A 21,633-nucleotide genomic window follows, 5' to 3' on the forward strand; every position below is an offset into this window, starting at 1 on the left:
TCAAACAAGGCCAGTCGGTTCTGCGTTGGTCATTGCGCGGTCCCAGAACACGGCCAATCTGTGGGGACGAAGCGCTATGGATGAACTGAACGCCTTGTTCGGCGGATTCGCCGTTGCCCTCTCCGCCTACCACCTCATGCTCATGGTGATCGGCATCACGCTCGGTGTCGTCATCGGCGTTCTGCCAGGGCTGGGTGGGGCCAACGGTGTCGCCATTCTTCTGCCGCTGACCTTCAGCATGCCGCCGACTGCGGCGATCATTCTGCTGACGAGCATCTACTGGGGCGCGCTGTTCGGCGGCGCCATCACCTCGATCCTCTTCAATATCCCGGGCGAGCCATGGTCGGTGGCGACGACCTTCGACGGCCATCCGATGGCGCAGAACGGCAAGGCCGACGAAGCGCTGGTCGGTGCCTTCACCGCCTCTTTCGTCGGCGCGATCTTCGCCGTCGTGCTGATTACGTTTCTCGCGCCGGTGGTCGCGAAATTCGCCTTGAAATTCGGGCCAGCAGAGTTCTTCGCGGTTCAATTCCTGACATTCGCCAGCTTCATCGGAATGGGGCGTGGCTCAGCGTTCAAGACTGTCGCCTCGATGTGCCTCGGCTTCGCGCTGGCCACCGTCGGCCTCGACGGCGTGACCGGCACGCTGCGGATGACATTTGGACAGGACGAACTCCTGAACGGCTTCAAGTTCCTGGTCGCCGTCATCGGCCTGTTCGGTATCGGCGAGATCCTCTGCTCGATGGAGGACGGCCTGAAATTCAACGGCGCCGCCGCCAAACTGCGCATGGACGCGGTGATCCGTACCTGGAAGCAATTGCCGAGGATGTGGCTGACCTTCCTGCGCAGCTGCATCGTCGGCTGCTGGATGGGCATCACGCCGGGCGGCGCGACGCCAGCCTCCTTCATGGGCTACGGCATCGCCAAGCGCCTGTCGAAGCGCGGCGACAATTTCGGCAAGGGCGAACTAGAGGGCGTGGTCGCGCCGGAGACCGCGGCCCATGCCGCCGGCACCAGCGCGCTGCTGCCGATGCTGACTCTCGGCATCCCCGGCTCGCCGACCGCAGCCGTGCTGCTCGGCGGTCTCCTGATCTGGGGGCTGCAGCCTGGCCCGCTGCTCTTCGTCGAGCAGAAGGAGTTCGTCTGGGGCCTGATCGCCTCGATGTATCTCGGCAATGTCGTCGGCCTCGTCATGGTGCTGACCTGCGTGCCGCTGTTCGCCGCGATCCTGCGCGTGCCCTTCTCGATCATCGCGCCGTCCATCGTCTTCATCTGCGCCATCGGTGCCTACACTGTGAACAACGCGATGTTCGACGTCTGGATGATGCTGGCCTTTGGTGTGCTGGGCTACCTGTTCAACAAGCTGCGCTACCCGCTGCCGCCGCTGGTTCTCGCGCTGGTCCTGGGAGATCAGGCGGAGAGCTCCTTCCGCCAGGCCATGCTGGTCTCGCAGGGCCATGTCGGCATCTTCTGGTCGAACTGGCTGTGCGGCGGCATCATGACGCTCGGCATGGTGATGGCCTTCTGGCCGGCGCTGCAGGCCCTGCGCGCCAAGTTCTCGGGCAACGGCGCTGTCGCCCGCACGGCCTGACGCCGTCCGGCGCGGCTCTCACAACATATTCATATTCGCCTTCGTGACTTTACCAACGCGGCGCCAAAGCCGCCAATAAAGGGAGGAAGCGTGATGATCCGGAGGGGAGTGTCGAAGCCTAAGACAATAGCGGCAGCGCTGGCCGCAAGCGCCTGCCTGGCAGCGCCGGCCTGGGCGCAGAAGTGGGAGCCGACCAAGCCCGTGACGCTGGTGATCCCGGCGGGCACCGGCGGCGGCGCCGACCAGATGGCGCGCTTCATCCAGGGCGTCGTCCAGAAGCACAATCTGATGAAGCAGCCGCTGATCGTGATCAACAAGGCCGGTGGCGCGGGCGCCGAAGGCTTCCTGGAGATGAAGTCCAGCGCGAACGATCCGCACAAGATCACCATCACCCTGTCGAACCTGTTCACGACCCCGCTCGGCACCGGTTCGCCCTTCAACTGGAAGGACATGAAGCCGGTCGCGATGCTGGCGCTCGACCAGTTCATCCTGTGGACGAACAGCGAGAAGCCCTACAAGACGACGAAGGATTATGTCGACGCGGTGAAGGCTGGCGAGGACCGCTCGTTCAAGATGGGCGGCACTGGCTCGAAGCAGGAAGACCAGATCGTCACGGCGGCGATCGAGGAGCAGACCGGCGGCAAGAAGTTCACTTACGTACCTTATGCCGGCGGCGGACAAGTCGCGGTGCAGCTCGTCGGCAACCACGTCGACTCGACGGTGAACAACCCCATCGAGGCTGTCGGCCAATGGCGGGCCGGGCAGCTGCGCCCGCTCTGCATCTTCGATGCGAAGCGCTCGACCTACACCAACAAGGTCACCGAGAAGGAAGCCTGGAGCGACATCCCGACCTGCAAGGAAACGGGTCTGCCTGTCGAGTACCAGATGCTGCGCGGCATCTTCACCACCAAGAACGCCAAGCCCGAGCAGGTCGCCTTCTATGTCGACCTGCTTCAGAAGGTGATGGCGACGCCGGACTGGAAGGAGTTCATGGAGAAGGGCGCCTTCAACCAGACCTTCATGACCGGCCCTGAATTCGAAAAGTGGCTGACCAGCGCCGAAGCGCTGCATGCGGATCTGATGAAGAAGAACGGCTTCCTCGCGACGCAGTAAGTTCGACAACATCGGAGCGCGGCGCAAGCGATCGCGCTCCGATCGGCCAATCATCACAGAGCTGACGTTCCGGGGCTGGAGCCAGCGAGGAGCAACACAATGAGCAGCAACGAAGAAGCCGAAGGTCGCCCGCTCTTCAGTTACCGCACGCTGGATATCGCAGTCGCGCTATTCTTCCTTGTCGTCTGCGCGATCGTCATGGTCGACAGCCTTCGCCTCGGGATCACCTGGAAGCCGAATGAGGGACCGCGCCCGGGTCTCTTTCCCTTCTACATCGTCCTCGCCATGGGCATCGCGTCCCTCGTCAACCTGGCCCAGGCACTGCCGCGGACGCCGGGCGGCGAGAAGACCGCGACGACCGTCCCCGGCATCATGCGCATGGCGGCGATCTTCGTCCCCGCCGTCCTCTTCGTGTTCGCGACGAACTATATCGGCATCTACGTCTCGGCCGCGATCTATGTCGGGACCTTCATGGTGTTCTTCGGCAAGTTCCCGGTGTGGAAGGCCCTTGCGGTCTCGCTTGGCCTCGCGATCGTGAATTTCATGATGTTCGAGGTTTGGTTCCTGGTCCCGCTGCCGAAAGGGCCGCTGGAGACCGCCTTCGGCTACTGATTTTCGAAGCTGCGGGAGTAGTTCGAGCGCGATAGCGCGGTAGCCTGCGCGCGCGCCGCTGCGCTCGTCCGATCTCTGCTTCCGGTCGTGAAATGGCGAGGGGTGATGTTCGCCCTATCCCAAAAGGCGGCCGAGGGCATCGGAGAGGCCGGTGCTCGTGACGGGCGCCGGCAGCGCGAGATCCCCGGCAGATGGCTTCGGCGATGGGTTCCGCGCGGCTTCGAGCACGGCGGCAAAACCGGCTTTCGTCGAGCAGATCACCGGGACGTCGACATGGGGCTGCACGCGTTCCGCAAGCCCAGCGAGGCCGGCGCCGCCGAGGATGACCGCGCCGGCGCCATCCCGCTCCGCGGTGCGCCGGCAGGCCTGCGCCAGAAGCGCGATCGAGCCTTCCGGGTCGTTGGCGATGTCGCCACCGGTCGGCGCCACCGTCTCGACGGCGGCGAGGCTGGCGCCGAGGCGAAGCGAGGCAACGAACTCGGTGAGGATCGGCCCCCAGCGCTCGCCCCCGGTCACGATCGAGAAGCGCCCGCCGCGCTCGGTCGCCTGACGGCAGGCCGCCTCGGCCATGCCGACCACCGGGACGCTCGCCAGTTCCTTGAGCGCCATCAGCCCGGGATCGCCGAAGCAGGCGAGATAGACCGCGTCGCAATCGCCGCCATTCTCGGCATAGGCGTCGAGCGCCGCATGGCCGGCGATCGCGCCGGCGCTGCGGCTGGAGATGTAGCGCGCGCCGAAGCGGCCGGTCGCCGGGCGCAGCTCGACACCGGCCGGCGTCAGGGGCGCGAGCACGCGCATCACCAGCGCGGTCATCTCCGGGCTGGTGTTGGGATTGAGGACGAGGATGCGCAAGGAAGCTCCCGGAGAGGCTCTGATGATCGTGCTCAGGCCGGCTGCAGCGCAGCCTCGGTCTGGACGCAGCGCACGATGCGACCTTCGCCCAGCGTCACCGCCGGCGGCAAGCTGTTCTGGCAGGCTTCGACGGCCTGCCGGCAGCGCGGCGCGAACGAGCAGGAGGACGGCGCCTCGTTCAGCGCCGGCGGCGCGCCGGGAATGGCCTCGAGCCGCTCGCCCTTCCTGGCGCCGTGCAGGTTCGCGGCGAGCAGCCCCTTGGTATAGGGGTGCTGCGGGTTGCTGATCAGCTCCCGCACCGTCCCGGTCTCGACGATCTGGCCGGCATACATCACGGCGAGCCGGTCCGAGACCTCGACTGCGACGCCGATGTCGTGGGTGACGAAGATCACGCCCATGCCGAGATCGCGCTGGAGCTGGCGCAGCAGCAGCAGGATCTGGATCTGCACGGTGGCGTCGAGCGCGGTCGTCGGCTCGTCGGCGAGCAGCAGCTTCGGCCGGGCCGCGAGCGCCAGCGCGATCATCGCGCGCTGGCGCATGCCGCCCGACATTTCGTGCGGATAAGCCTTGAGCCGCCGCACCGGCGAGGGAATGCGGACGAGCTGCAGCAGCTCGAGCGCGCGCTGCATCGCCTCGCGCCGGCCGATCTTCTCATGGCGCGTGATCGCCTCGGCGATCTGCTCGCCGACCGTGTAGACCGGGTCGAGCGCCAGCATCGGGTCCTGGAAGATCATCGAGGTGACGCGGCCGCGATAATCGGCGAGCTTCTGCGGGCCGAGCGCCAGCACGTCCCTGCCGTCGACCATGACGGAGCCGCCGATATCGGTGCGACTCTCCGGCAGCAGCCGGAGCAGCGTCTTCAGCGTCACGCTCTTGCCCGAGCCGGATTCACCGAGGATGCCGAGCACCTTGCCGGGCTCCAGCGTGAGCGTCACACCGTTGACGGCATGGACGGTCTGGGCGCCGCGGAAGCGCACCGTGACGTTCTCCATCGCGACGAGGGGCGCGCCTGGTAAAGATGAGTTCATGCCGCGTCCTCCAGCGCCGGCGCGCGGCTATGGCCCGAGCCGGGAATCTCCATATGGCAGGCGGCGAGCCTCGCCCCCGTGCCGGTCGGGGTCAGCGCCGGCTTCGCCTTGGCGCAGACGGTCTGCGCTTGCGGGCAGCGCGGGTGGAAGCGGCAGCCCTCGGGCGGGTTGATCGGGTTCGGCGGGTCGCCGGCGAGCGGGGCCTCCATCGTTCGGTTGTCCGGGTCCATGGACGGCATCGCCGAGAGCAGCGCGCGGGTATAGGGGTGGCGCGGATCCTCGTAGAGTTCGTCGACCGGGCCGATCTCCACGACCTCGCCGAGATACATCACCATGACGCGGTCGCTGATGAAGCGGACGACGTTGAGGTCGTGGCTGATGAAGATGTAGGTCAGCCCGAACTCCTCGCGCAGATCCATCAGCAGGTTGAGCACCTGCGCCTCGACCGATTTGTCGAGCGCCGAGACGGCCTCGTCGAGGATGACGAGGCGCGGTCCGAGCGCGAGCGCGCGGGCGATGTTGACGCGCTGGCGCTGGCCGCCGGAGAGCTCATGCGGATAGCGCGCCGCGAAGCGCTCCGGATCGAGCCCGACGCGGGCGAGCAGGTCACGAGCGCGGGCAATGGCGCCAGTCTTTGCGACGCCATGGACGGTCGGGCCGAAGGCGATCGAATCCTCGATGGTCAGTCGCGGGTTGAGCGAGGCGTAGCTGTCCTGGAAGACCATCTGCGCCTGGCGCCGATAGTCCTTGAGCGAGAGCGCCGCGCTGCCGACCGCCTCGCCATCGAACAGCATCTGGCCGGCATCCTGCGGGATGAGCTGCATCACAACGCGAGCAGTGGTCGACTTGCCGCAGCCGGATTCGCCGACGACGCCGAGCGTCTCGCCCTTCAGCACCTGGAAATCGACGCCGTCCACGGCACGCACCACGGCGCCGCGCCCGAGCGGGAAGTGCTTCGTCAGCGCGCGGGCTTCCAGCAATGGCGTGCCGGCGCCGCCGCGATCCGACCCGTCCTCGACGTAGAGTGCCAGCGACATGGTCAGCCTTTCACATCCATGGCCGAGCGCAGCCCGTCCGAGAGCAGGTTGAACGAGATCGAGGTGATGAAGATCGCGACGCCCGGCAGGGCCGCGACCCAGGGCTGGACATAGATCGCGGTGCGCAGCGTGTTCAGCATCAGCCCCCATTCCGGGGTCGGCGGCTTGGTGCCGAGGCCGAGGAAGGAGAGGCCCGAGGCCAGGATCATCGAGACCGAGATCAGGCTCGTCGCGTAGACGAAGATCGGGCCGAGCACATTGCCGAGGACATGGACGCGGATGATCGTGCCCGGGCCTGCGCCGCTCGCCCTGGCCGCTTCGACATAGTCCATCGAGCGCACCTGCGTCGTCACGCTCTCGGCGATGCGCGCGATCGGCGGGATGAAGACGATGGTCAGCGACAGCAGCGAGTTGAAGATGCCGGCGCCCAGCGCCCCGGAGAGGGCGATCGCCAGCAGTACCGAGGGGAAGGCGTAGAAGATGTCGACGGTGCGCATCGTGATCGTGTTGTACTTGCCGCCGAAGAAGCCGGCGGAGACGCCGATCAGCGAGCCGAACACGAAGGCGATGAAGACCGGCACCACGCCCATGAACAGCGAGAGCCTGGCGCCGTGGATCAGGCGCGAGAGCATGTCGCGGCCGAGCTCGTCGGCGCCGAGCGGGTAGCCGGGCGTGCCGATCGGGCGCAGGCGCCGGAGCATCGAGGAGCGGGTAGGATCGGCCGGGGCGATCTGGTCGGCGAAGATCGCCATCAGGATGATCAGCAGGACGACTATGCCGGCCCCGACCGCGACCTTGTCGCGCCGGAAGCGCCTGAAGACGCCCGACCAGTAGCCCGGCGAGCGCGCCGGCGTCGGCGCGCTGGTGGTTGCGGGGACGCTCGCCGCGGTGACCGCACTCATCTCAGCGCCTCCTCACACGTGGGTCGAGCAGGCCCTGGACGATGTCGACGAGCACGTTGAGGCCGACGAAGAACATCGCCAGCACGAGGATCGTGCCCTGCAGCAGCGGCAGGTCGCGTTGGAAGATGGCGTTGCCGAGCAGGAAGCCGGTGCCCGGCCAGGAGAACACCGTCTCGATCAGGATCGAGCCGCCGAGCAAATAGCCGAGCTGGAGGCCCATCACGGCCAGCGCGGTCGGCGCGGCGTTCTTCACGACATGGCGGAAGACGCCGAAATCCATCAGGCCCTTGGCCCTGAGCGCCGGCACGAACTCCTGGTTCAGGATGTCGGCAACGAGTGCGCGCACGGTGCGCGAGATGATGCCCATCGGGATCACCGACATGGTGACCGCCGGCAGGATCATGTGGCTGACATGCTCCCAGTCCCATTTCCAGGCGGCCGAGCCGCCAGGGCCGGCCCCGCCCGGCGGCAGCCAGCCGAGCTGCACCGAGAAGACGATGACCAGCACCATGCCGAGCCAGTAATGCGGCACGGAAACGCCGAGCACAGCCAGCATCGAAGCGAACTTGTCGAGGAAGGAGCCGCGGAAATAGCCGGCGACGAAGCCGAAGAAGCAGCCGAGCACGAAGCCGATCACGGTGGCGAGGCAGGCGATCAGCAAGGTGTTGCCGACCGCGCGCCAGACCTCGGCGGCGACCGGCCGCCCGGTCGCGATCGAGGTGCCGAGATCGCCCTGGACCGCCTTCCACAGCCAGAGGCCGAACTGCACCGGCAGCGGGCGATCGAAGCCGTAGAGCTTCCTGATCTCCTCCTGCATCTGCTGGGAAGCATCGGGAGGCAGCACCGAGGTCAGCGGGTCGCCGGGCGCGATATGGACGAGCAGGAAGCAGAACAGGCTGACGCCGAGCGCCACCGGCAGGACGTAAAGGATACGCTTGGCGAGATAGGTCAGCATCCGAGCCTCGACCGCGTCGACCAAGCGAGAGCTGCGGCGGTCTCCAAGCCGTCATGCTCGCCCTTGTGGCGAGCATCCACGTCTTTGCCACGGTCCTCGACCAGCGCAGGCGTGGATGGTCGGGACAAGCCCGACCATGACGGCAAGGACTGCGACGCGATCGCGGCTTCGGCGCCGCGAGGCCGCAGAAGGGTGCTCTCGGCCCGTTCCCGCATCTTCAGCCTCACTTGTCCATCGTGATCGGCGAGAAGTCCTGGAACCAGTTCTGCGCCTGCACGAAGCCCTTGACCTTCGGCGACATGGCGCGCGGGTTGACGTCGTGTGTCACCATCAGGAAGAGCGCGTCGTCGACGTATTTCTCATGTGTCTTCTGCAGGATCTTGGTCTGCTCGGCCGGATCGAAGGTGGTGCGGATCTGGTCGAAGAGCTTGTCCATCTCGGGGTCGCAATAGATGCCCCAATTGGTGCCTGCCGGCGGCTTCAGATCGCATTGCAGATGGCGGATGAAGCCGGTGAACGGGTCCTGGATGAAGTAGGTGTAGTTCATCCCGGTGCCTTTGCGGGAGGAGTCGTGGTTCGCGCCGGCCCGCCAGATGTTGATCAGCGTGTTCCACTCGACAACTTCGAAATCGACCTTGATGCCGACCTCGGCGAGATTCTGCTGGACGAACTCGTTCATCGGCAGCGGCTGCATCTGGCCCGAGCCGGAGGGTGAGATCAGGATCCTGGTCTGGAGCGGCTTCGCCGGCGAGTAGCCGGCCTCGGCGAGCAGCTTCTTCGCCTCGGCCTGGTCGAGCTTCAGCTTGAACTTCGGATTGCCGAACCACTGATGGCCGGGCGGGTAGAAGCCTTCGGCCGGGATCATCATGCCGCCGAGCAGTTCCTTTAGGCCTTCGCGGTCGATGGCGAGATTGGCGGCCTTGCGTACGCGGATGTCGTTCCAGGGCGAACCCTCGATGCGCGAGAGATGCCAGGTCCAGTTGTGCGGATAGGCGTTGGTGACGATCTTGAAGCCGGCCCCCTTCAGCGAGGCCAGCAGGTCCGGGGACGGCGCCTCGATCCAGTCGACCTGGCCGGAGCGCAGCGCCGCGGCGCGCGCATTCGGCTCCGGCAGCGGCAGCAGCACGAGCTTGTCGAGCTTGGGCACGCGCGCCTTGTCCCAGTAGTCCTTGAACGGCGCGAGCTCGGCCCGCTCGCGCGGCTGGAAGGCGGTGAGCTGCCAGGGGCCGGTGCCGGACGGGGTCTTGGCGAAGGCTTCCCAGCTCTTGCCGAGCTTCTCCCATTGCGTGGGCGAGGACATCATCACCCAGGCGATCTGGTAGGGCAGCGTCGCGTCGGGCGATTTGGTGGTGATCTCGACCTTGTACTTGTCGAGCGCCTTGTAGCTGGCGACGGCTGGAATGCGCGAACGCCCCTGCGCCGCCTGACGCTGGTCGAATTGCGGGCTGTCGTTCTTCAGGAGCTTGTCGAGGTTCCAGACCACCGCCTCGGCGGTGAATTCGGAGCCGTCATGGAACTTCACGCCCTCGCGCAGGGTGAAGACCCATTTCGTCTTGTCGCTGGCGTCGACCGTCCAGGCGGTGGCGAGGCCGGGCTTCAGGTCCGAGGGCTTGTCGGCGCTGGAAAGGTCCCAGTTGATCAGCGCGTCGTAGACCGTATAGCCCATGAAGCGCATGCCTTCGCCGCCCTGGTCGGTCTGGCCTGTCGTCAGCGGAATGTCCGAGGCGGTCATGCCGATGCGCAAGGTGCCCTGCGCGAAGGCCTGCTGGGCGAAGAGAGCGACGCCGGCGGCGAGCGACCAGGCGAGAGCGGAACGGACCATCGTGCACCTTTGAGCTGGAAGAGTTCCTGATCCGGCGTAGCAAGCGCCATGCCATGCGATCCGGGGGGAAGGGTCTTGGAGCCTCGCCGTCGTGCTCGCCCTGGTGGCGAGCATTGTCCTGGACACGGCTTTTGGCTGGCGAAGCGAAGCCGTGGATGGTCGGGACGAGCCCGACCATCGCGGAGCGCGTGAAGCCTACGGCCGCGTCACTCCATCGACATCGGCGCGAGGTCGATAAACCAGCTCTTCGGCTGGATCACGCCCTTGACCTTGGCGCTCATCGCGCGCGGTCCGACATCGTGCGCCACCCAGACGAAGGGCGCTTCCTCGACGATGCGGGCATGGAGCTTGGCCAGCGCCGCGTCGCGCGCGGTGCCGTCGAACGAGGTGCGTGCGTCGGCGATCAGCTTGTCGAACTCGTCATTGCCGAAATAGCCCCAGTTGTTGGAGACTGGCGGGAAGGTCTTGGTCGAGACGAAGCGGACCATGGCGAAGAACGGGTCCATCGCCGCATAGGTGACGTTGGTGGCGTTGGCGCCGCGGGCATTGGCGTGCTTGGCGCCTTCGCGCCAGTTGGTGAAGACCGCGTTCCATTCACCGACCTCGAGCGCGACGTCGAAATAGCAGTCCTTCAGCGCCTGCTGCATGAACTCGTTCATGGGCAGCGGCTGCATCTGGCCGGAGCCCGAGGCCGAGGTCAGCACCTTCACCTTGGCCGGCTTGGCGGCGGAGAAACCGGCCTCGGTCATCAGCTTCTTGGCGGCTTCGAGGTCGTATTTGATCTCGAACTTCGGATTGCCCCACCAGGGATGGCCGGGCGGCACGGTCCCTTTCGGGATTTCCATCAGCCCACCGAGCAGTTCCTTGAGCTCGGTCCGGTTGATGCAGAGATTGGCCGCGTGGCGGACCTTCTTGTCGAGCCAGATCGAGCCTTCGGCGAAGGAGAGTTGCCAGGGCCAGACATGCGGCTGGGCGTTGGTGTAGACGGAGAAGCCGCGCTGCTTGATCTGCGGCACGGCGTCCGGCGCCGGCGCCTCGATCCAGTCGACCTGGCCGGCGAGGAGCGCCGCGGTCCGGGCATTCGCCTCCGGCAGCGGCAGCAGGACGACCCGGTCGACCTTCGGCACGCGCGCCTTGTCCCAGTAGTCCTTGTTGGCGACCATCTCGAAGCGCTCGCGCGGCACGAGCCGCACGCCCTTGAACGGCCCCGTGCCCGAAGGATCGGCCGAGAAGGCGGCCCAGGCCTGCTTGGCGCGCTCGCCGGCATCAGTGACCGAGGCCGGAACCGCCGCGAGCTTGGCCGCCCAGTGCGCTGGCGAGGCCATGTAGAGATTGGTCAGGTTGATCGGCAGGAAGGCGTCGGGCTCTGAGGTGGTGAGCTCGACGGTCAAAGGATCGACGACCTTCGCCGACTTCAGCGTCGGCATGCGCGAGACCGTAACGCCCACCTGATCGGCAGCGAAATGCGCTGCCTCTTTGTTGAGCACCTTTTCGACGTTCCAGACTACCGCTGCGGCATCGAAGGCCGAGCCGTCCTGGAATTTCACGCCGGGGCGCAGCTTGAACACCCATTTGGTCTTGTCGGCAGCGTCGACAGCCCATTCGGTGGCGAGCCCGGGAATGACGACGCTCGCCTTATCGGCCGAGGACAGGTCCCAGTTGGTCAGCCCGTCATACATCGGGATGCCAGTGAAGCGATTGCCCTCGAAGCCCTGGTCCGGCTGGCCGTGGGTACGCGGAATGTCGGCGGCGGTCATGCCGATGCGCAGGATCTTTTCCTGCGCGAGGGCTGCAGTACCGAGTGCGGTTGAAATCCCCAGCGCCAGCAGTCCGGCGCGCGTAAAAGTCTTCGACGACATGATCATGCTCCCCTGTGCAGCCCGGCGTTGGTTCGCGCGGATCTGCCGGGGGAGCTAGCAACCGGCATGCCAGAGCGGCCGAGCGGCCTGCCTCATGTCTCCAGCGGCGCGGTGCCTGACCCAAAAGAGCCGGCTGTGTCGCTCCTGTGCCGCCAGCGGATCGCATTCGAATGGCCATCGCTCGTTGCGACTTATTGCGTCATTCAATCAATCGATTGATTGACTAATTGGATGGCGCTACACTCTCGGCATGGCACGCGCATCCATCCTCAAGGACGCTGAGGGCACGCGGCAGGCTCTTGCCCGGGCCGGGCTCGACCTGTTCGGCCGCAACGGCTTCGACGCGACCTCGACACGCGAGATCGCGCAGGCGGCCGGCGTCAACAGCGCCGGCATCGCCTATCATTTCGGCGGCAAGGACGGACTCCGGCAGGCCTGCGCCGAGGCGATCATCGCCCGGATGCAGGGCGTGCTGGCGGGCGGGGCACCGGCGGTTTCGATGGCGCTCGAGGCGAGCGATAGAGATATCGCCGCCGAGCAGTTGCTCGCCCTGATCGACCGGGTCGTCGCGTTCCTGACGACGGTGCCGGAGAGCGAGGTCGTCGCCCGTTTCGTGGTGCGCGAGATGCTGACGCCGAGCCCTGCCTTCGAGACGCTCTATGGCGGGCTGTTCGAGCCGGTGCATCGCCGGGTCTGCCAGGTTTGGGCCGCGGCGACCGGCATGGAGCCGGACGCGCCAGGCACAAAGCTCGCGGTCTTCGCGGCGATCGGCCAGGTCTTCTATTTCCGCATTGCGCGGCCGGCGGTGACGCGGCGGCTCGGCTGGGGCGGGATCGGCCCCGATGAGGCACGCCTCATCGGCGAGACGATCCGGCGTTCGGTACGGGCGAGCATCCTCGCCTGCAGGGGAGAGGCGTCATGATCCTCGGCTTCATCTGCTCCTTCGCCCTGGCCGCCTCGCTCGGTATCTGCGCGCCGCCGACCGTCCGGGTCGCCGGCTATGTCGAGGGCGAATATGTCCGCCTCGGGCCGATCGATGTCGCGCGGATCGACAGCGTCGCGGTCCGCCGCGGCGAGCGGGTGGCATCGGGCGCCGTTGTCGCTGAATTGCAGAAGGACGATGCCCAGAACGCCGTCGCCGAGAGTGAGGCGCGACTGGTGCAGGCGCAGGCGCAGCTCGCCAATCTGCTCAGCGGCAAGCGCCCCGAGGAGATCGCGGTGATCGAGGCGAATGCGGCCTCCGCCCAGGCGCAGCATCGCGAGGCGGACCGGGCGCTGGAACGCAGGCAGGACCTCTTCCGGCGTGGCGTCTCGACCCAGGCCGATCTCGACCAGGCCCAGACGGCGCGCGATGTCGCGGCGGCGAATGTCCGCCAGAGCGCGGCCAATCTCGCGGTGGCGCGGCTGGCGGCACGCGAGGAGGAGATCAAGGCGGCGCAGAACCAGGTGGCGCAGGCGAAGGCTGCGCTCGACCAGGCGAAATGGCGCCTGTCGCAGCGGACATTGACCGCGCCGGCCGCCGGCATCGTCACCGATATCGTGCGCCATCCCGGCGAGCTCGCCGGACCGACGGCGCCGGCGCTGACCCTGCTGCCGGACGGGGCGGTCAAGCTGATGCTCTATGTGCCGGAGGCGCTGCTGTCAGGCACGGTGGTCGGCACCCGCCTCGACGTGCGCTGCAATGGCTGCCCACCGGGACTCGCCGCCACCGTCTCCTATGTCTCGCAGGAGCCGGAGTTTACACCGCCGGTGATCTTCTCGGCCGAGACGCGCCAGAAGCTGGTCTATCTCGTCGAGGCGCGGCCGGAGGGCGGGCCGGCGGCGAAGCTGCAGCCCGGCCAGATCGTCGACGTCGTCATGCAGGGCCGGCGATGAGCGCTGAGAACGTCATCGCCGTGCGCGGGCTGACCAAGCGCTTCGGCACGCGCACCGTGGTCGACAATGTCGACCTCACCGTGCGCCAGGGCGAGATCGTCGGCTTCCTCGGCCCGAACGGCTCCGGCAAGACCACGACGATCCGGCTGATCTGCGGGCTGCTGACGCCCGATGCTGGCGAGGGCACGGTGCTCGGTCTCGACGTGCGCAGCCAGAGTGCGCAGATCAAGCTGCATGTCGGCTACATGACCCAGAAGTTCTCGTTCTACGAGGACCTGACGATCGAGGAGAACCTGAGCTTCGTCGCCCGGCTCTACGGGCTGAAGCCGGTCGGGGAAGCCGTGGCGAAGACGCTCGACGGTCTCGGCCTGACCTCGCGCAAGGACCAGCTCGCCGGCACGCTCTCGGGCGGCTGGAAGCAGCGGCTCGCGCTCGCCGCCTGCATCATGCACGAGCCGAAGCTGCTGCTGCTCGACGAGCCGACCGCCGGCGTCGACCCCAAGGCGCGGCGCGAGTTCTGGGACGAGATCCACCGGCTCGCCGGCGAAGGCCTGACCGTGCTGGTCTCCACCCATTACATGGACGAGGCCGAGCGCTGCCACCGCATCGGCTACATCGCCTATGGCCGGATGCTGGCGACTGGGACGGTCGAGGAGGTGGTGCAGGGCTCCGGTCTTTCGACCTATGTCGTCCATGGCGTGCTGAAGCCGGCGGAGATCGCCGACCTCGCGAAGACCGACGGCGTCGAGCAGGTCGCGCCCTTCGGGGCGACGCTGCATGTCGTCGGCACCGACAGGGACAAGCTCGAGGCGGCGCTGGCGCCGCTGAAGCAGCGCCCGGACATTCGCATCGAGCCCGGCGAGACCAGCCTGGAGGATGTCTTCATCCAGTTCATGGGCAAGGCCCAGGCCGAGGGGCGGGCGGCATGAGCGCCCTCGCGCTTTCCGCGGGGCGGCTCGGCGCCATCCTCGCCAAGGAATTCGTGCAGATGCGGCGCGACCGTATCACCTTCGCGATGATGCTGGTGGTGCCGATCATCCAGCTCCTGCTGTTCGGGTATGCGATCAACAACGATCCCAAAGGCTTGCCGGCGGCGGTTCTGGCGCTGGGGCAGGATCGCTACACCCGCTCGGTGGTCGCGGCGCTGGAGGTCTCCGGCTATTACCGCTTCGGCAGGCGGCCTGAGAGCGCGGCCGAGGCCGAGAGCCTGATGGCGCGCGGCGCGATCTCCTTCCTCGTCACCATTCCCAGCGATTTCGGCATGCGGGTCGAGCGCGGCGACGAGCCGCGCATCCTGGTCGAGGCCGATGCGACAGACCCCGCCGCCTCCAGCAATGCGGTCGGAGCGCTGCAGACCATCGCCGGCAGGGCGCTGACACGGGAGCTCGGCACCGAGGACCAGGCCCGGCAGCAGAGCGAGAGCGCGCTCTCCTTCGTCGTGCACCGGCGCTACAATCCCGAGGGCATCACCCAGTACAACATCGTGCCCGGCCTGCTCGGCGTCATCTTGCAGATGACCATGGTGATGATGACGGCGATGGCGCTGACCCGCGAGATCGAGCGCGGCACCATGGAGAACCTGCTCGCCATGCCGGCGACGGCGGGCGAGATCATGCTCGGCAAGGTTTTGCCCTATCTCGCGGTCGGCAGCGTCCAGGTGGCGGTCGTGCTCTCGGCGGCGAAGCTGCTCTTCGGCGTGCCCTTCCTCGGCAGCCTGACTTTGCTGCTCGCCTGCGTCACCGTTTTCGTGCTGGCGCTGGTGCTGCTCGGCTACACGATCTCGACCATGGCGCGCACGCAGCTGCAGGCGATGCAGCTGACCTTCTTCTTCTTCCTGCCCTCGCTGCTGCTCTCCGGCTTCATGTTCCCCTTCGCCGGCATGCCGCTCTGGGCCCAGGGGCTCGGAGAGATCTTTCCGCTGACGCATTTCCTGCGCGTGGTCCGTGCGATCATGCTGAAGGGCGCCGATCTCGGCGACATCGGTACCGAGGTTTTCTGGCTGACTGCCTTCGTGCCGCTCTATGCCGGGATTGCGTTGATGCGGTTCCGGAGCACGCTGGACTGAAGCGGGCACACGCTCTGCGTGGAATTGTAGCTTGCAAAAAGATAGTAACTTCTGTAGCGAGCCTCGACCATGCAGCCCAAGCTCGCTCCGCTCACCGAATGCCCCTGCGCCCGCGCGGTCGAGACCGTCGGCGAGTGGTGGAGCATCCTGATCCTGCGCGATGCGCTGTTGCGGGGGCTGACCCGTTTCGACGAGTTCGAACGCAGCCTCGGCATCGCGCCGAACATGCTGGCGCGCCGGCTGAAGCATCTCGCCGAGAGCGGGCTGTTCGAACGGCGGCTCTATAGCGAGCGGCCGAAGCGCTACGAATACGTCCTGACCGAGAAGGGGCGGGACTTCTTCCCCGTCGTCACCGCGCTGATCGGCTACGCCAACCGGCATCTCGCGCCCGAAGGCGCCTCGTTGCTGCTGGCAGAGCGCGGGAGCGGAGCGCCGGTCATTCCGGCTGTCGTCGACGCCGCGACCTTGCAACCGATCACCGTCGACAATGTCGACATCATTGCCGGGCCGCGCGCCAGTGCCGGCATGCGCGAGCGCCTCGCTACCGCGGCGCGTGCGAAAGCAAATTAGGAGCCTCCCATGCGTCGCATCGTCGTCACCGGACTGGGCGTGGTCTCGCCCTTGGGCTGCGGCACCGAACTCGCCTGGCAGCGGCTGCTTGCGGGCCGATCGGGCCTGCGCCGTCTGCCGGACGCGATCGCCGAGACCCTGCCGGCCAAGGTCGCTGGGCTCGTGCCTGGCAAGGCGGAGGACAATGAGGGCGGTTTTGATCCCGATGTGGCGATTGCGCCGAAGGATCAGCGCAAGATGGACCGTTTCATCCAATTCGCGCTGGTCGCCGCCAAGGAGGCGCTGGCGCAGGCCGGCTGGCAGCCGCAGGACGAGGCCGGGCGCGAGCGCACCGCGACGGTAATCGCCTCGGGCATCGGCGGCTTTCCGGCCATCGCCGAGGCGGTGCGGATAACCGACCAGCGCGGCGTGCGCCGACTTTCACCCTTCACCGTGCCGTCCTTCCTGGTCAATCTCGCCGCCGGCCATGTCTCGATCGATCATGGCTTCAAGGGGCCGATCGGCGCGCCGGTGACGGCCTGCGCAGCCGGCGTGCAGGCGATCGGCGATGCGGCGCGGATGATCCGGGCCGGCGAGGCCGATATCGCGCTCTGCGGCGGCAGCGAGGCCTGCGTCGATCTCGTGGCGCTCGGCGGCTTCGCTGCGGCGCGCGCGCTGTCGACCGGCTTCAACGACGAGCCGGCGAAGGCCTCGCGGCCGTTCGACCGCGATCGCGACGGCTTCGTCATGGGCGAGGGGGCCGGGATCCTGGTGATCGAGGCGCTGGAACATGCGCAGGCGCGCGGCGCGACGATCCTCGCCGAGCTCACCGGCTACGGCACCAGCGCCGACGCCTACCACATCACCTCCGGCCCCGAGGATGGCTCAGGCGCGCGCCGTGCGATGGAGACGGCGCTGAAGCAGGCCGGGCTGAATCCGGGCGATGTCGGCCACCTCAACGCGCATTCGACCTCGACGCCGGTCGGCGATCGCGGCGAGCTCGCAGCGGTGAAGGCCGTGTTCGGCGAAGGGGGCGGCATCGCGATCAGCGCGACGAAATCTGCGACCGGTCATCTGCTCGGCGCGGCCGGCGGGTTGGAGGCGGTCTTCACGATCCTTGCACTGCGTGACCAGATCGCGCCGCCGACGCTCAATCTCGAGAACCCGGACGAGGCGGCGTCCGGGCTCGACCTCGTTGCGAAGGCGGCCCGGCCGCTTCCGATGGAGCACGCCATCTCGAACGGCTTCGGCTTCGGCGGTGTCAATGCCAGCGTGGTGTTCAGGCGCTGGAGCTGAGGGCGTCCGGGGCGCTCAGGCCAACGCGCGCAGCAGCAATTCGTAATTGCGCAACCTGAGAGCGGGATCGTCGAGGAAGTCCTGGATCATGAACTCGTCCGCGCCGGTGATCGCCGCCATGCGGCGCAGCCTGCCGGCAACGCGCTCCGGCGTGCCGACGATAAAGTTCGGCCAATCGGTCTCGTCGGCCGGCACCATGCCGCCCATGATCGCGACAGCGTCGTCTAGCTCCGGCAGGCGCTCGAGCATGATCCGCTCCGGCTTGCGGCGCTGGCGGAAGACGGCGCGGACCGGCATGGCGAGGCGTTCCGCCTCCTCCTGCGTCTCGCCGATGATGGCGCGCACGGCGATGAAGGCCTGCGGCGCTTCGATGCCGGCGGCATGGCGCGAGGGCCGGAAGGCCGATTGATAGGCGGCATAGGAGTGCGGCGCCTGCTCGGGCTGGTGGAAGGCGCTGCAGGCGAGGCCGAGGCCGAGCTCGGCGGCGCGGCGCGCGCTGCCTTCGCTGACCGCGAGGACCCAGGGCAGGGGCCCGGCCGGCTCGTCGCGCATGATGCCGATCGTGTGGAAGGGTGAGGTGTCAGGCAGGTCGTTGCCGAGCCAGCCGATCAGCTCTTCGACATTCGCGGCGTGATCGTCCGGGATCTCGGCGTCGCGCAGGCGCTTCAGCGCCCGGTCGGCGAGCGGGCCGGCGGTGGCGCGGCCGATACCGACATCGATGCGCCCGGGAAAGAGCGCGCCCAGCGTCCGCAGCGCCTCGGCGACCTTGTAGGGGCTGTAGTGGTTCAGCAGCACGCCGCCGACGCCGATGCGGATTCTGGAGGTCGCGCCGGCGAGCGCGGCGGCGAAGACCTCCGGCGCCGGGTTGGCCTCGAAGGCGACGTCGTGATGCTCGACGATCCAGTAACGGACGAAGCCGAGGCGCTCGACCTCCTTCGCCATGGCCATGGCGGTGCGCAGGGCGCCGCCGGAGGTCTGGCCCTTGGGCACGACGAGAGGATCGAGGAGGGAGAGCTTCATGGGGCGATATCCGCTGGCCGGAGCGCCGCCGCGCGGCGGCGCTCCGATATCTTGTCAGTTGAGCTTGAAGGCGGAGGGGGCGATCAGCGTCGCCTTGATGTCGATCGCCTTGGCCTTGGGCAGCATGCCGGCTTCGATCATGAAGGCCTGGTCCTCGGTGAGGTTGGCGACGTCGGCCTCGGTCATCACCGGGGTGAAGTCGTAGAGCGGCAGCTGGGCGCGGGCGTCCTCGATCGTGATCTTCTGCTCCTTGGCGGCGATCGCCAGCGCCTCCTCCGGGTTCTTCGCCATGAAGTCGAGCGCCTTGTGATGGGCGGCGAAGTAGGCGGCGACGAGGTCCGGGTGCTTCTCGAGGAACGCGGCGTTGGCGCCGATCACGGTCGTCGGCTTGATCAGGCCCTCGCCGCTGGTCAAAGCGCGGCCGCCGGCCTTCTCGACCTGGGTGACGTTGGCGCCGGCGAGCGTCGCGACGTCGACCTGGCCGGCGAGCAGCGCGGCGCGGGCGGCCGGCAGGTCCATGTTGATGTACTCGACATCGCTGAGCTTCAGGTTCTGCGAGGCGAGCGCGGCGACGAGGAGCTGGTTCAGCACCGTGCCCTTCGGACCGGCGATCTTCTTGCCCTTGAGGTCGGCGAGCTTGGCCGGGCCGTCGGCGCGGGTCATCAGGAAATAGGCCTTCGGCGAGCGCGCATAGGCGGCGACGACCTTGAGCGGCACGCCGTTCGCGGCAGCGAGGATGGCGGAAGTGCCGCCGAGCACGCTGGCGATGTCGATCTCGCCGGCCGCGATCGCCTGGGTCTGCTGCGCGCCGGACGTGATGACAGGGTTCTCGACCTTGATGCCCTTCGCCGCGAAGGCCTCGTCAAGGAAGCCCTTCTCGCGCATGACGATGGAGGGGACGTTGAACGGCGCGGTCACATAGGTGATGCGGACGGTCTTGGGCTTTTCCGCCGTCTGCGCCTGGGCGTGAGCGGCCGGCAGCAGCAGTGCGAGCGCGAGGCTCAAAGAGGCGAGGGACTTCTTCATGGTGGTCTCCTGGGTCGGAATTCAGGCCGGGACAGGCGCGGGCGTCGCCATCAGCCGGGAAAGGATCGCCCGGCGATGGAGGTTGACTTCGGGGTCGGTCGGATCGCGCGGATAGGGCAGGGCGATCGCCTCGCGGCCGACGATGCGGCCGCCTTGCATCTCCAGCGCCCGCTCGCCGAGCAGCACTGCCTCCTCGACGTCATGGGTGACGAAGACGATGGTCGGGCGCCGCCGCTGCCAGATCGAGACGAGCTCGTTCTGCATGGTCCGGCGGGTGAAGGCGTCGAGCGCGGCGAAAGGCTCGTCGAGCAGGAGCAGGTCCGGCTCCTGCACGAGGGCGCGCGCGATTGCGACACGCTGCGCCATGCCACCGGAGAGCTGCGCCGGCATGGCGCCGGCGAAGGCCGAGAGTCCGACGAGCTCGATCGTGGCGGCGCAGCGCTCGGCGGCTTCGGCGCGCGGGACCCGGCCCCGCAGCCCGAAGCCGACATTGCCGGCAACGTCGAGCCAGGGCATCAGCCTCGCCTCCTGGAAGACGACCGCCGTGCGCAGCTTGCCGTCGCCGCCACGCCGGATCTCGCCCTCGCTCGGCCGTTCGAGGCCGGCGAGGATGCGCAGCAGCGTGGTCTTGCCGCAGCCGCTGCGGCCAACCAGCGTCGTGAACGAGCCTGTCGGAAAGGAAAGATCGATATCGGCGAGGGCCGTGACCTCGCCTGAGCCGACGCGGTAGCGCCGGCCGATGCCGGAAAGCTCAAGCACGGGCCATCTCCAGATCGCCGGAGAGCCAGGGCGCGCTGCGGCGGATGGCGAAGCGCAGCAGATGGTCTGCGAGAAGGCCGAGCACGCCGATGACCAGGATGCCGGCCAGCACGATGTCGGTGCGGGCGAGGTTCTCGGCGTCGACGATCAGGTAGCCGAGCCCGGCCGAGGAGGCGATCAGCTCGGCGCCGACCAGGGCGCGCCAGCTATAGCCGAGGCCGATCCGGAGGCCGACGACGATCGCCGGCAGGGCCGAGGGCAGGACGATGCGCAGCATGATCTCCGGCCGCGAGAAGCCGCAGACCGTGCCGACATCGATCAGCTTGCGGTCGACCGAGTCGAAGCCACCGCGCACGCCGAGGAAGATCGGGAAGAAGCAGGAGAGGATGATGATCCCGACCTTCTGCGTCTCGCCGATGCCGAGCCAGAGCATCAAGAGCGGCATCAGCGCCAGCGGCGGAATCTGGCGCAGGAATTCGAGCAGCGGCTCGAAGGTGGCGCGCAGCGGCCGGCTCAAGACGAAGGCGAGCGCAAGCGGCACTGCGAAGGCGATGGCGAAGAGGTAGCCGAGCAGGACGCGCTTCAGGCTGACCAGGGTGTGGCGCAGAAGCTCGCCCGAAGCCGCCAGCTCGCCCATCGTCTCGGCGACCGTGCCGGGCCCCGGCAGCAGGAAGGGGCTGACCCAGCCGAGCCGGCTGGCGAGCCACCACAAAGCGAGCGTGGCGGCAAAGACGGCTATGGTCGTGAAACGGGGCAATGCTTGATGGCGCCAATGTTCGGGTGCGCCACGCTCAATAAGCCGATGGTCGAAATGCGCAAGCGTGCTGCAATGCCGCAGCAAGCGCAGGATTTTACTTCAGAAATATTCTAATTAAATACTTGGGTAGAGATGGCCGCGGGCGGGCCGCCCGCGTCAGCCCCTGTCACAGGGGGATATTGTCGTGTTTGCGCCAGGGTCGCTCGAGGCTCTTGGTGCGGAGCATGGCGAGGGCGCGGGCGATGCGCCGCCTCGTCGAGTGCGGCATGATCACCTCGTCGATATAGCCGCGCTCGGCCGCGACGAAGGGGCTCATGAAGCGGTCTTCATATTCCTTGGTCTGGCGCGCGATGGTCTCAGGCTCGCCACCCCGGAAGATGATCTCGACCGCGCCCTTGGCGCCCATCACCGCGATCTGGGCCGAGGGCCAGGCATAGTTGACGTCGGCGCCGATATGCTTCGACGCCATCACGTCATAGGCGCCGCCAAAGGCCTTTCGGGTGATCACCGTGACC

General features: G+C 67.5%; 21 protein-coding genes. 9 read left to right on the forward strand and 12 right to left on the reverse strand.

The features are described from left to right. Nucleotides 1-76 precede the first annotated feature (76 nt). From DK26_RS12490 to DK26_RS12500, 3 genes are all read left to right on the forward strand, one after another. The gene (locus tag DK26_RS12490; RefSeq protein ID WP_066472464.1) at nucleotides 77-1,591 is read left to right on the forward strand and encodes a tripartite tricarboxylate transporter permease; all 1,515 of its coding nucleotides are present in this window, start codon (nucleotides 77-79) and stop codon (nucleotides 1,589-1,591) included. Nucleotides 1,592-1,717: 126 nt separating this feature from the next. Beyond that, nucleotides 1,718-2,704, forward strand: a complete 987-nt coding sequence (locus tag DK26_RS12495; RefSeq protein WP_248309952.1) for a tripartite tricarboxylate transporter substrate binding protein — start codon at nucleotides 1,718-1,720, stop codon at nucleotides 2,702-2,704. 99 nt (nucleotides 2,705-2,803) lie between these two features. Further along, nucleotides 2,804-3,316 carry a tripartite tricarboxylate transporter TctB family protein gene (locus DK26_RS12500; protein ID WP_066472468.1) on the forward strand — a complete coding sequence of 171 codons (513 nt, stop codon included), beginning with the start codon at nucleotides 2,804-2,806 and terminating at the stop codon, nucleotides 3,314-3,316. Nucleotides 3,317-3,430: 114 nt separating this feature from the next. On the opposite strand, the gene DK26_RS12505 is transcribed toward DK26_RS12500, so the two are convergent. From DK26_RS12505 to DK26_RS12535, 7 genes are all read right to left on the reverse strand, one after another. Then, the gene (locus tag DK26_RS12505) at nucleotides 3,431-4,168 is read right to left on the reverse strand and encodes an aspartate/glutamate racemase family protein (RefSeq protein ID WP_066472470.1); all 738 of its coding nucleotides are present in this window, start codon (nucleotides 4,166-4,168) and stop codon (nucleotides 3,431-3,433) included. A 32-nt stretch (nucleotides 4,169-4,200) separates the two neighbouring features. Beyond that, entirely contained in the window at nucleotides 4,201-5,196 is a 996-nt protein-coding gene (locus tag DK26_RS12510; RefSeq protein WP_066472473.1) for an ABC transporter ATP-binding protein, read from the reverse strand. Continuing rightward, a complete protein-coding gene (locus DK26_RS12515; protein ID WP_066472476.1) occupies nucleotides 5,193-6,233 on the reverse strand; it encodes an ABC transporter ATP-binding protein in 1,041 nt (346 codons plus the stop codon). The genes DK26_RS12510 and DK26_RS12515 overlap by 4 nt, the downstream gene beginning before the upstream one ends. Nucleotides 6,234-6,235: 2 nt before the next feature. Then, nucleotides 6,236-7,135, reverse strand: coding sequence for an ABC transporter permease (locus DK26_RS12520; RefSeq protein ID WP_066472479.1), 900 nt, complete (start codon nucleotides 7,133-7,135; stop codon nucleotides 6,236-6,238). Between the two features lies 1 nt (nucleotide 7,136). Continuing rightward, nucleotides 7,137-8,090 carry an ABC transporter permease gene (locus DK26_RS12525; RefSeq protein ID WP_066472666.1) on the reverse strand — a complete coding sequence of 318 codons (954 nt, stop codon included), beginning with the start codon at nucleotides 8,088-8,090 and terminating at the stop codon, nucleotides 7,137-7,139. Between the two features lie 223 nt (nucleotides 8,091-8,313). Further along, complete coding sequence (locus tag DK26_RS12530) at nucleotides 8,314-9,912, reverse strand: ABC transporter substrate-binding protein (protein WP_066472482.1); 1,599 nt, start codon at nucleotides 9,910-9,912, stop codon at nucleotides 8,314-8,316. Nucleotides 9,913-10,118: 206 nt separating this feature from the next. Then, nucleotides 10,119-11,771: an ABC transporter substrate-binding protein gene (locus tag DK26_RS12535; RefSeq protein WP_248309940.1), complete on the reverse strand. Its 1,653-nt coding sequence runs from the start codon at nucleotides 11,769-11,771 to the stop codon at nucleotides 10,119-10,121. 250 nt (nucleotides 11,772-12,021) lie between these two features. Here DK26_RS12535 and DK26_RS12540 point away from each other — a divergent pair, with 250 nt between their 5' ends. From DK26_RS12540 to fabF, 6 genes are all read left to right on the forward strand, one after another. After that, entirely contained in the window at nucleotides 12,022-12,693 is a 672-nt protein-coding gene (locus tag DK26_RS12540; RefSeq protein ID WP_066472484.1) for a CerR family C-terminal domain-containing protein, read from the forward strand. Beyond that, the gene (locus tag DK26_RS12545; protein ID WP_066472486.1) at nucleotides 12,690-13,646 is read left to right on the forward strand and encodes an HlyD family efflux transporter periplasmic adaptor subunit; all 957 of its coding nucleotides are present in this window, start codon (nucleotides 12,690-12,692) and stop codon (nucleotides 13,644-13,646) included. Before DK26_RS12540 ends, DK26_RS12545 begins: the two co-directional genes overlap by 4 nt. After that, a complete protein-coding gene (locus DK26_RS12550) occupies nucleotides 13,643-14,575 on the forward strand; it encodes an ABC transporter ATP-binding protein (RefSeq protein WP_066472489.1) in 933 nt (310 codons plus the stop codon). The genes DK26_RS12545 and DK26_RS12550 overlap by 4 nt, the downstream gene beginning before the upstream one ends. Continuing rightward, on the forward strand, nucleotides 14,572-15,711 hold the full coding sequence (locus tag DK26_RS12555; protein ID WP_066472492.1) for an ABC transporter permease: 1,140 nt from the start codon (nucleotides 14,572-14,574) through the stop codon (nucleotides 15,709-15,711). Before DK26_RS12550 ends, DK26_RS12555 begins: the two co-directional genes overlap by 4 nt. Before the next feature lie 69 nt (nucleotides 15,712-15,780). Beyond that, nucleotides 15,781-16,281, forward strand: coding sequence for a helix-turn-helix domain-containing protein (locus tag DK26_RS12560; protein WP_066472496.1), 501 nt, complete (start codon nucleotides 15,781-15,783; stop codon nucleotides 16,279-16,281). A 9-nt stretch (nucleotides 16,282-16,290) separates the two neighbouring features. Continuing rightward, the gene (gene fabF / locus DK26_RS12565) at nucleotides 16,291-17,556 is read left to right on the forward strand and encodes a beta-ketoacyl-ACP synthase II (RefSeq protein ID WP_066472498.1); all 1,266 of its coding nucleotides are present in this window, start codon (nucleotides 16,291-16,293) and stop codon (nucleotides 17,554-17,556) included. Nucleotides 17,557-17,571: 15 nt separating this feature from the next. Here the strand turns inward: fabF and DK26_RS12570 are convergent, their stop codons facing one another. The 5 genes from DK26_RS12570 to DK26_RS12590 form a co-directional block, all read right to left on the reverse strand. Further along, on the reverse strand, nucleotides 17,572-18,576 hold the full coding sequence (locus DK26_RS12570; RefSeq protein ID WP_066472501.1) for an MsnO8 family LLM class oxidoreductase: 1,005 nt from the start codon (nucleotides 18,574-18,576) through the stop codon (nucleotides 17,572-17,574). 54 nt (nucleotides 18,577-18,630) lie between these two features. Next, nucleotides 18,631-19,602 carry an NrtA/SsuA/CpmA family ABC transporter substrate-binding protein gene (locus DK26_RS12575; RefSeq protein ID WP_066472503.1) on the reverse strand — a complete coding sequence of 324 codons (972 nt, stop codon included), beginning with the start codon at nucleotides 19,600-19,602 and terminating at the stop codon, nucleotides 18,631-18,633. A 21-nt stretch (nucleotides 19,603-19,623) separates the two neighbouring features. Then, nucleotides 19,624-20,361, reverse strand: a complete 738-nt coding sequence (locus DK26_RS12580) for an ABC transporter ATP-binding protein (protein WP_066472506.1) — start codon at nucleotides 20,359-20,361, stop codon at nucleotides 19,624-19,626. Beyond that, nucleotides 20,354-21,118 (reverse strand): ABC transporter permease, encoded by a 765-nt coding sequence (locus DK26_RS12585; protein WP_066472508.1) that lies wholly within the window; start codon nucleotides 21,116-21,118, stop codon nucleotides 20,354-20,356. The genes DK26_RS12580 and DK26_RS12585 overlap by 8 nt, the downstream gene beginning before the upstream one ends. A 166-nt stretch (nucleotides 21,119-21,284) precedes the next feature. After that, nucleotides 21,285-21,633 (reverse strand): carboxyl transferase domain-containing protein (locus DK26_RS12590; protein WP_282568032.1); only part of this gene is annotated, 349 nt, incomplete at its 5' end.

Origin of the sequence: Allobosea sp. WAO (genome assembly GCF_001509835.1) — a bacterium.
GTDB lineage: Bacteria > Pseudomonadota > Alphaproteobacteria > Rhizobiales > Beijerinckiaceae > Allobosea.

What these genes read in the sequence shown, in the direction of transcription:
- DK26_RS12545 (WP_066472486.1), top strand. Translation starts at nt 12,690, where the DNA reads ATGATCCTCGGCTTCATCTGCTCCTTCGCCCTGGCCGCCTCGCTCGGT.
- fabF (WP_066472498.1), top strand. Translation starts at nt 16,291, where the DNA reads ATGCGTCGCATCGTCGTCACCGGACTGGGCGTGGTCTCGCCCTTGGGC.
- DK26_RS12550 (WP_066472489.1), top strand. Translation starts at nt 13,643, where the DNA reads ATGAGCGCTGAGAACGTCATCGCCGTGCGCGGGCTGACCAAGCGCTTC.
- DK26_RS12510 (WP_066472473.1), bottom strand. Translation starts at nt 5,196, where the DNA reads ATGAACTCATCTTTACCAGGCGCGCCCCTCGTCGCGATGGAGAACGTC.
- DK26_RS12560 (WP_066472496.1), top strand. Translation starts at nt 15,781, where the DNA reads ATGCAGCCCAAGCTCGCTCCGCTCACCGAATGCCCCTGCGCCCGCGCG.
- DK26_RS12535 (WP_248309940.1), bottom strand. Translation starts at nt 11,771, where the DNA reads ATGTCGTCGAAGACTTTTACGCGCGCCGGACTGCTGGCGCTGGGGATT.
- DK26_RS12500 (WP_066472468.1), top strand. Translation starts at nt 2,804, where the DNA reads ATGAGCAGCAACGAAGAAGCCGAAGGTCGCCCGCTCTTCAGTTACCGC.
- DK26_RS12540 (WP_066472484.1), top strand. Translation starts at nt 12,022, where the DNA reads ATGGCACGCGCATCCATCCTCAAGGACGCTGAGGGCACGCGGCAGGCT.
- DK26_RS12525 (WP_066472666.1), bottom strand. Translation starts at nt 8,090, where the DNA reads ATGCTGACCTATCTCGCCAAGCGTATCCTTTACGTCCTGCCGGTGGCG.
- DK26_RS12520 (WP_066472479.1), bottom strand. Translation starts at nt 7,135, where the DNA reads ATGAGTGCGGTCACCGCGGCGAGCGTCCCCGCAACCACCAGCGCGCCG.
- DK26_RS12490 (WP_066472464.1), top strand. Translation starts at nt 77, where the DNA reads ATGGATGAACTGAACGCCTTGTTCGGCGGATTCGCCGTTGCCCTCTCC.
- DK26_RS12570 (WP_066472501.1), bottom strand. Translation starts at nt 18,576, where the DNA reads ATGAAGCTCTCCCTCCTCGATCCTCTCGTCGTGCCCAAGGGCCAGACC.
- DK26_RS12530 (WP_066472482.1), bottom strand. Translation starts at nt 9,912, where the DNA reads ATGGTCCGTTCCGCTCTCGCCTGGTCGCTCGCCGCCGGCGTCGCTCTC.
- DK26_RS12515 (WP_066472476.1), bottom strand. Translation starts at nt 6,233, where the DNA reads ATGTCGCTGGCACTCTACGTCGAGGACGGGTCGGATCGCGGCGGCGCC.
- DK26_RS12575 (WP_066472503.1), bottom strand. Translation starts at nt 19,602, where the DNA reads ATGAAGAAGTCCCTCGCCTCTTTGAGCCTCGCGCTCGCACTGCTGCTG.
- DK26_RS12555 (WP_066472492.1), top strand. Translation starts at nt 14,572, where the DNA reads ATGAGCGCCCTCGCGCTTTCCGCGGGGCGGCTCGGCGCCATCCTCGCC.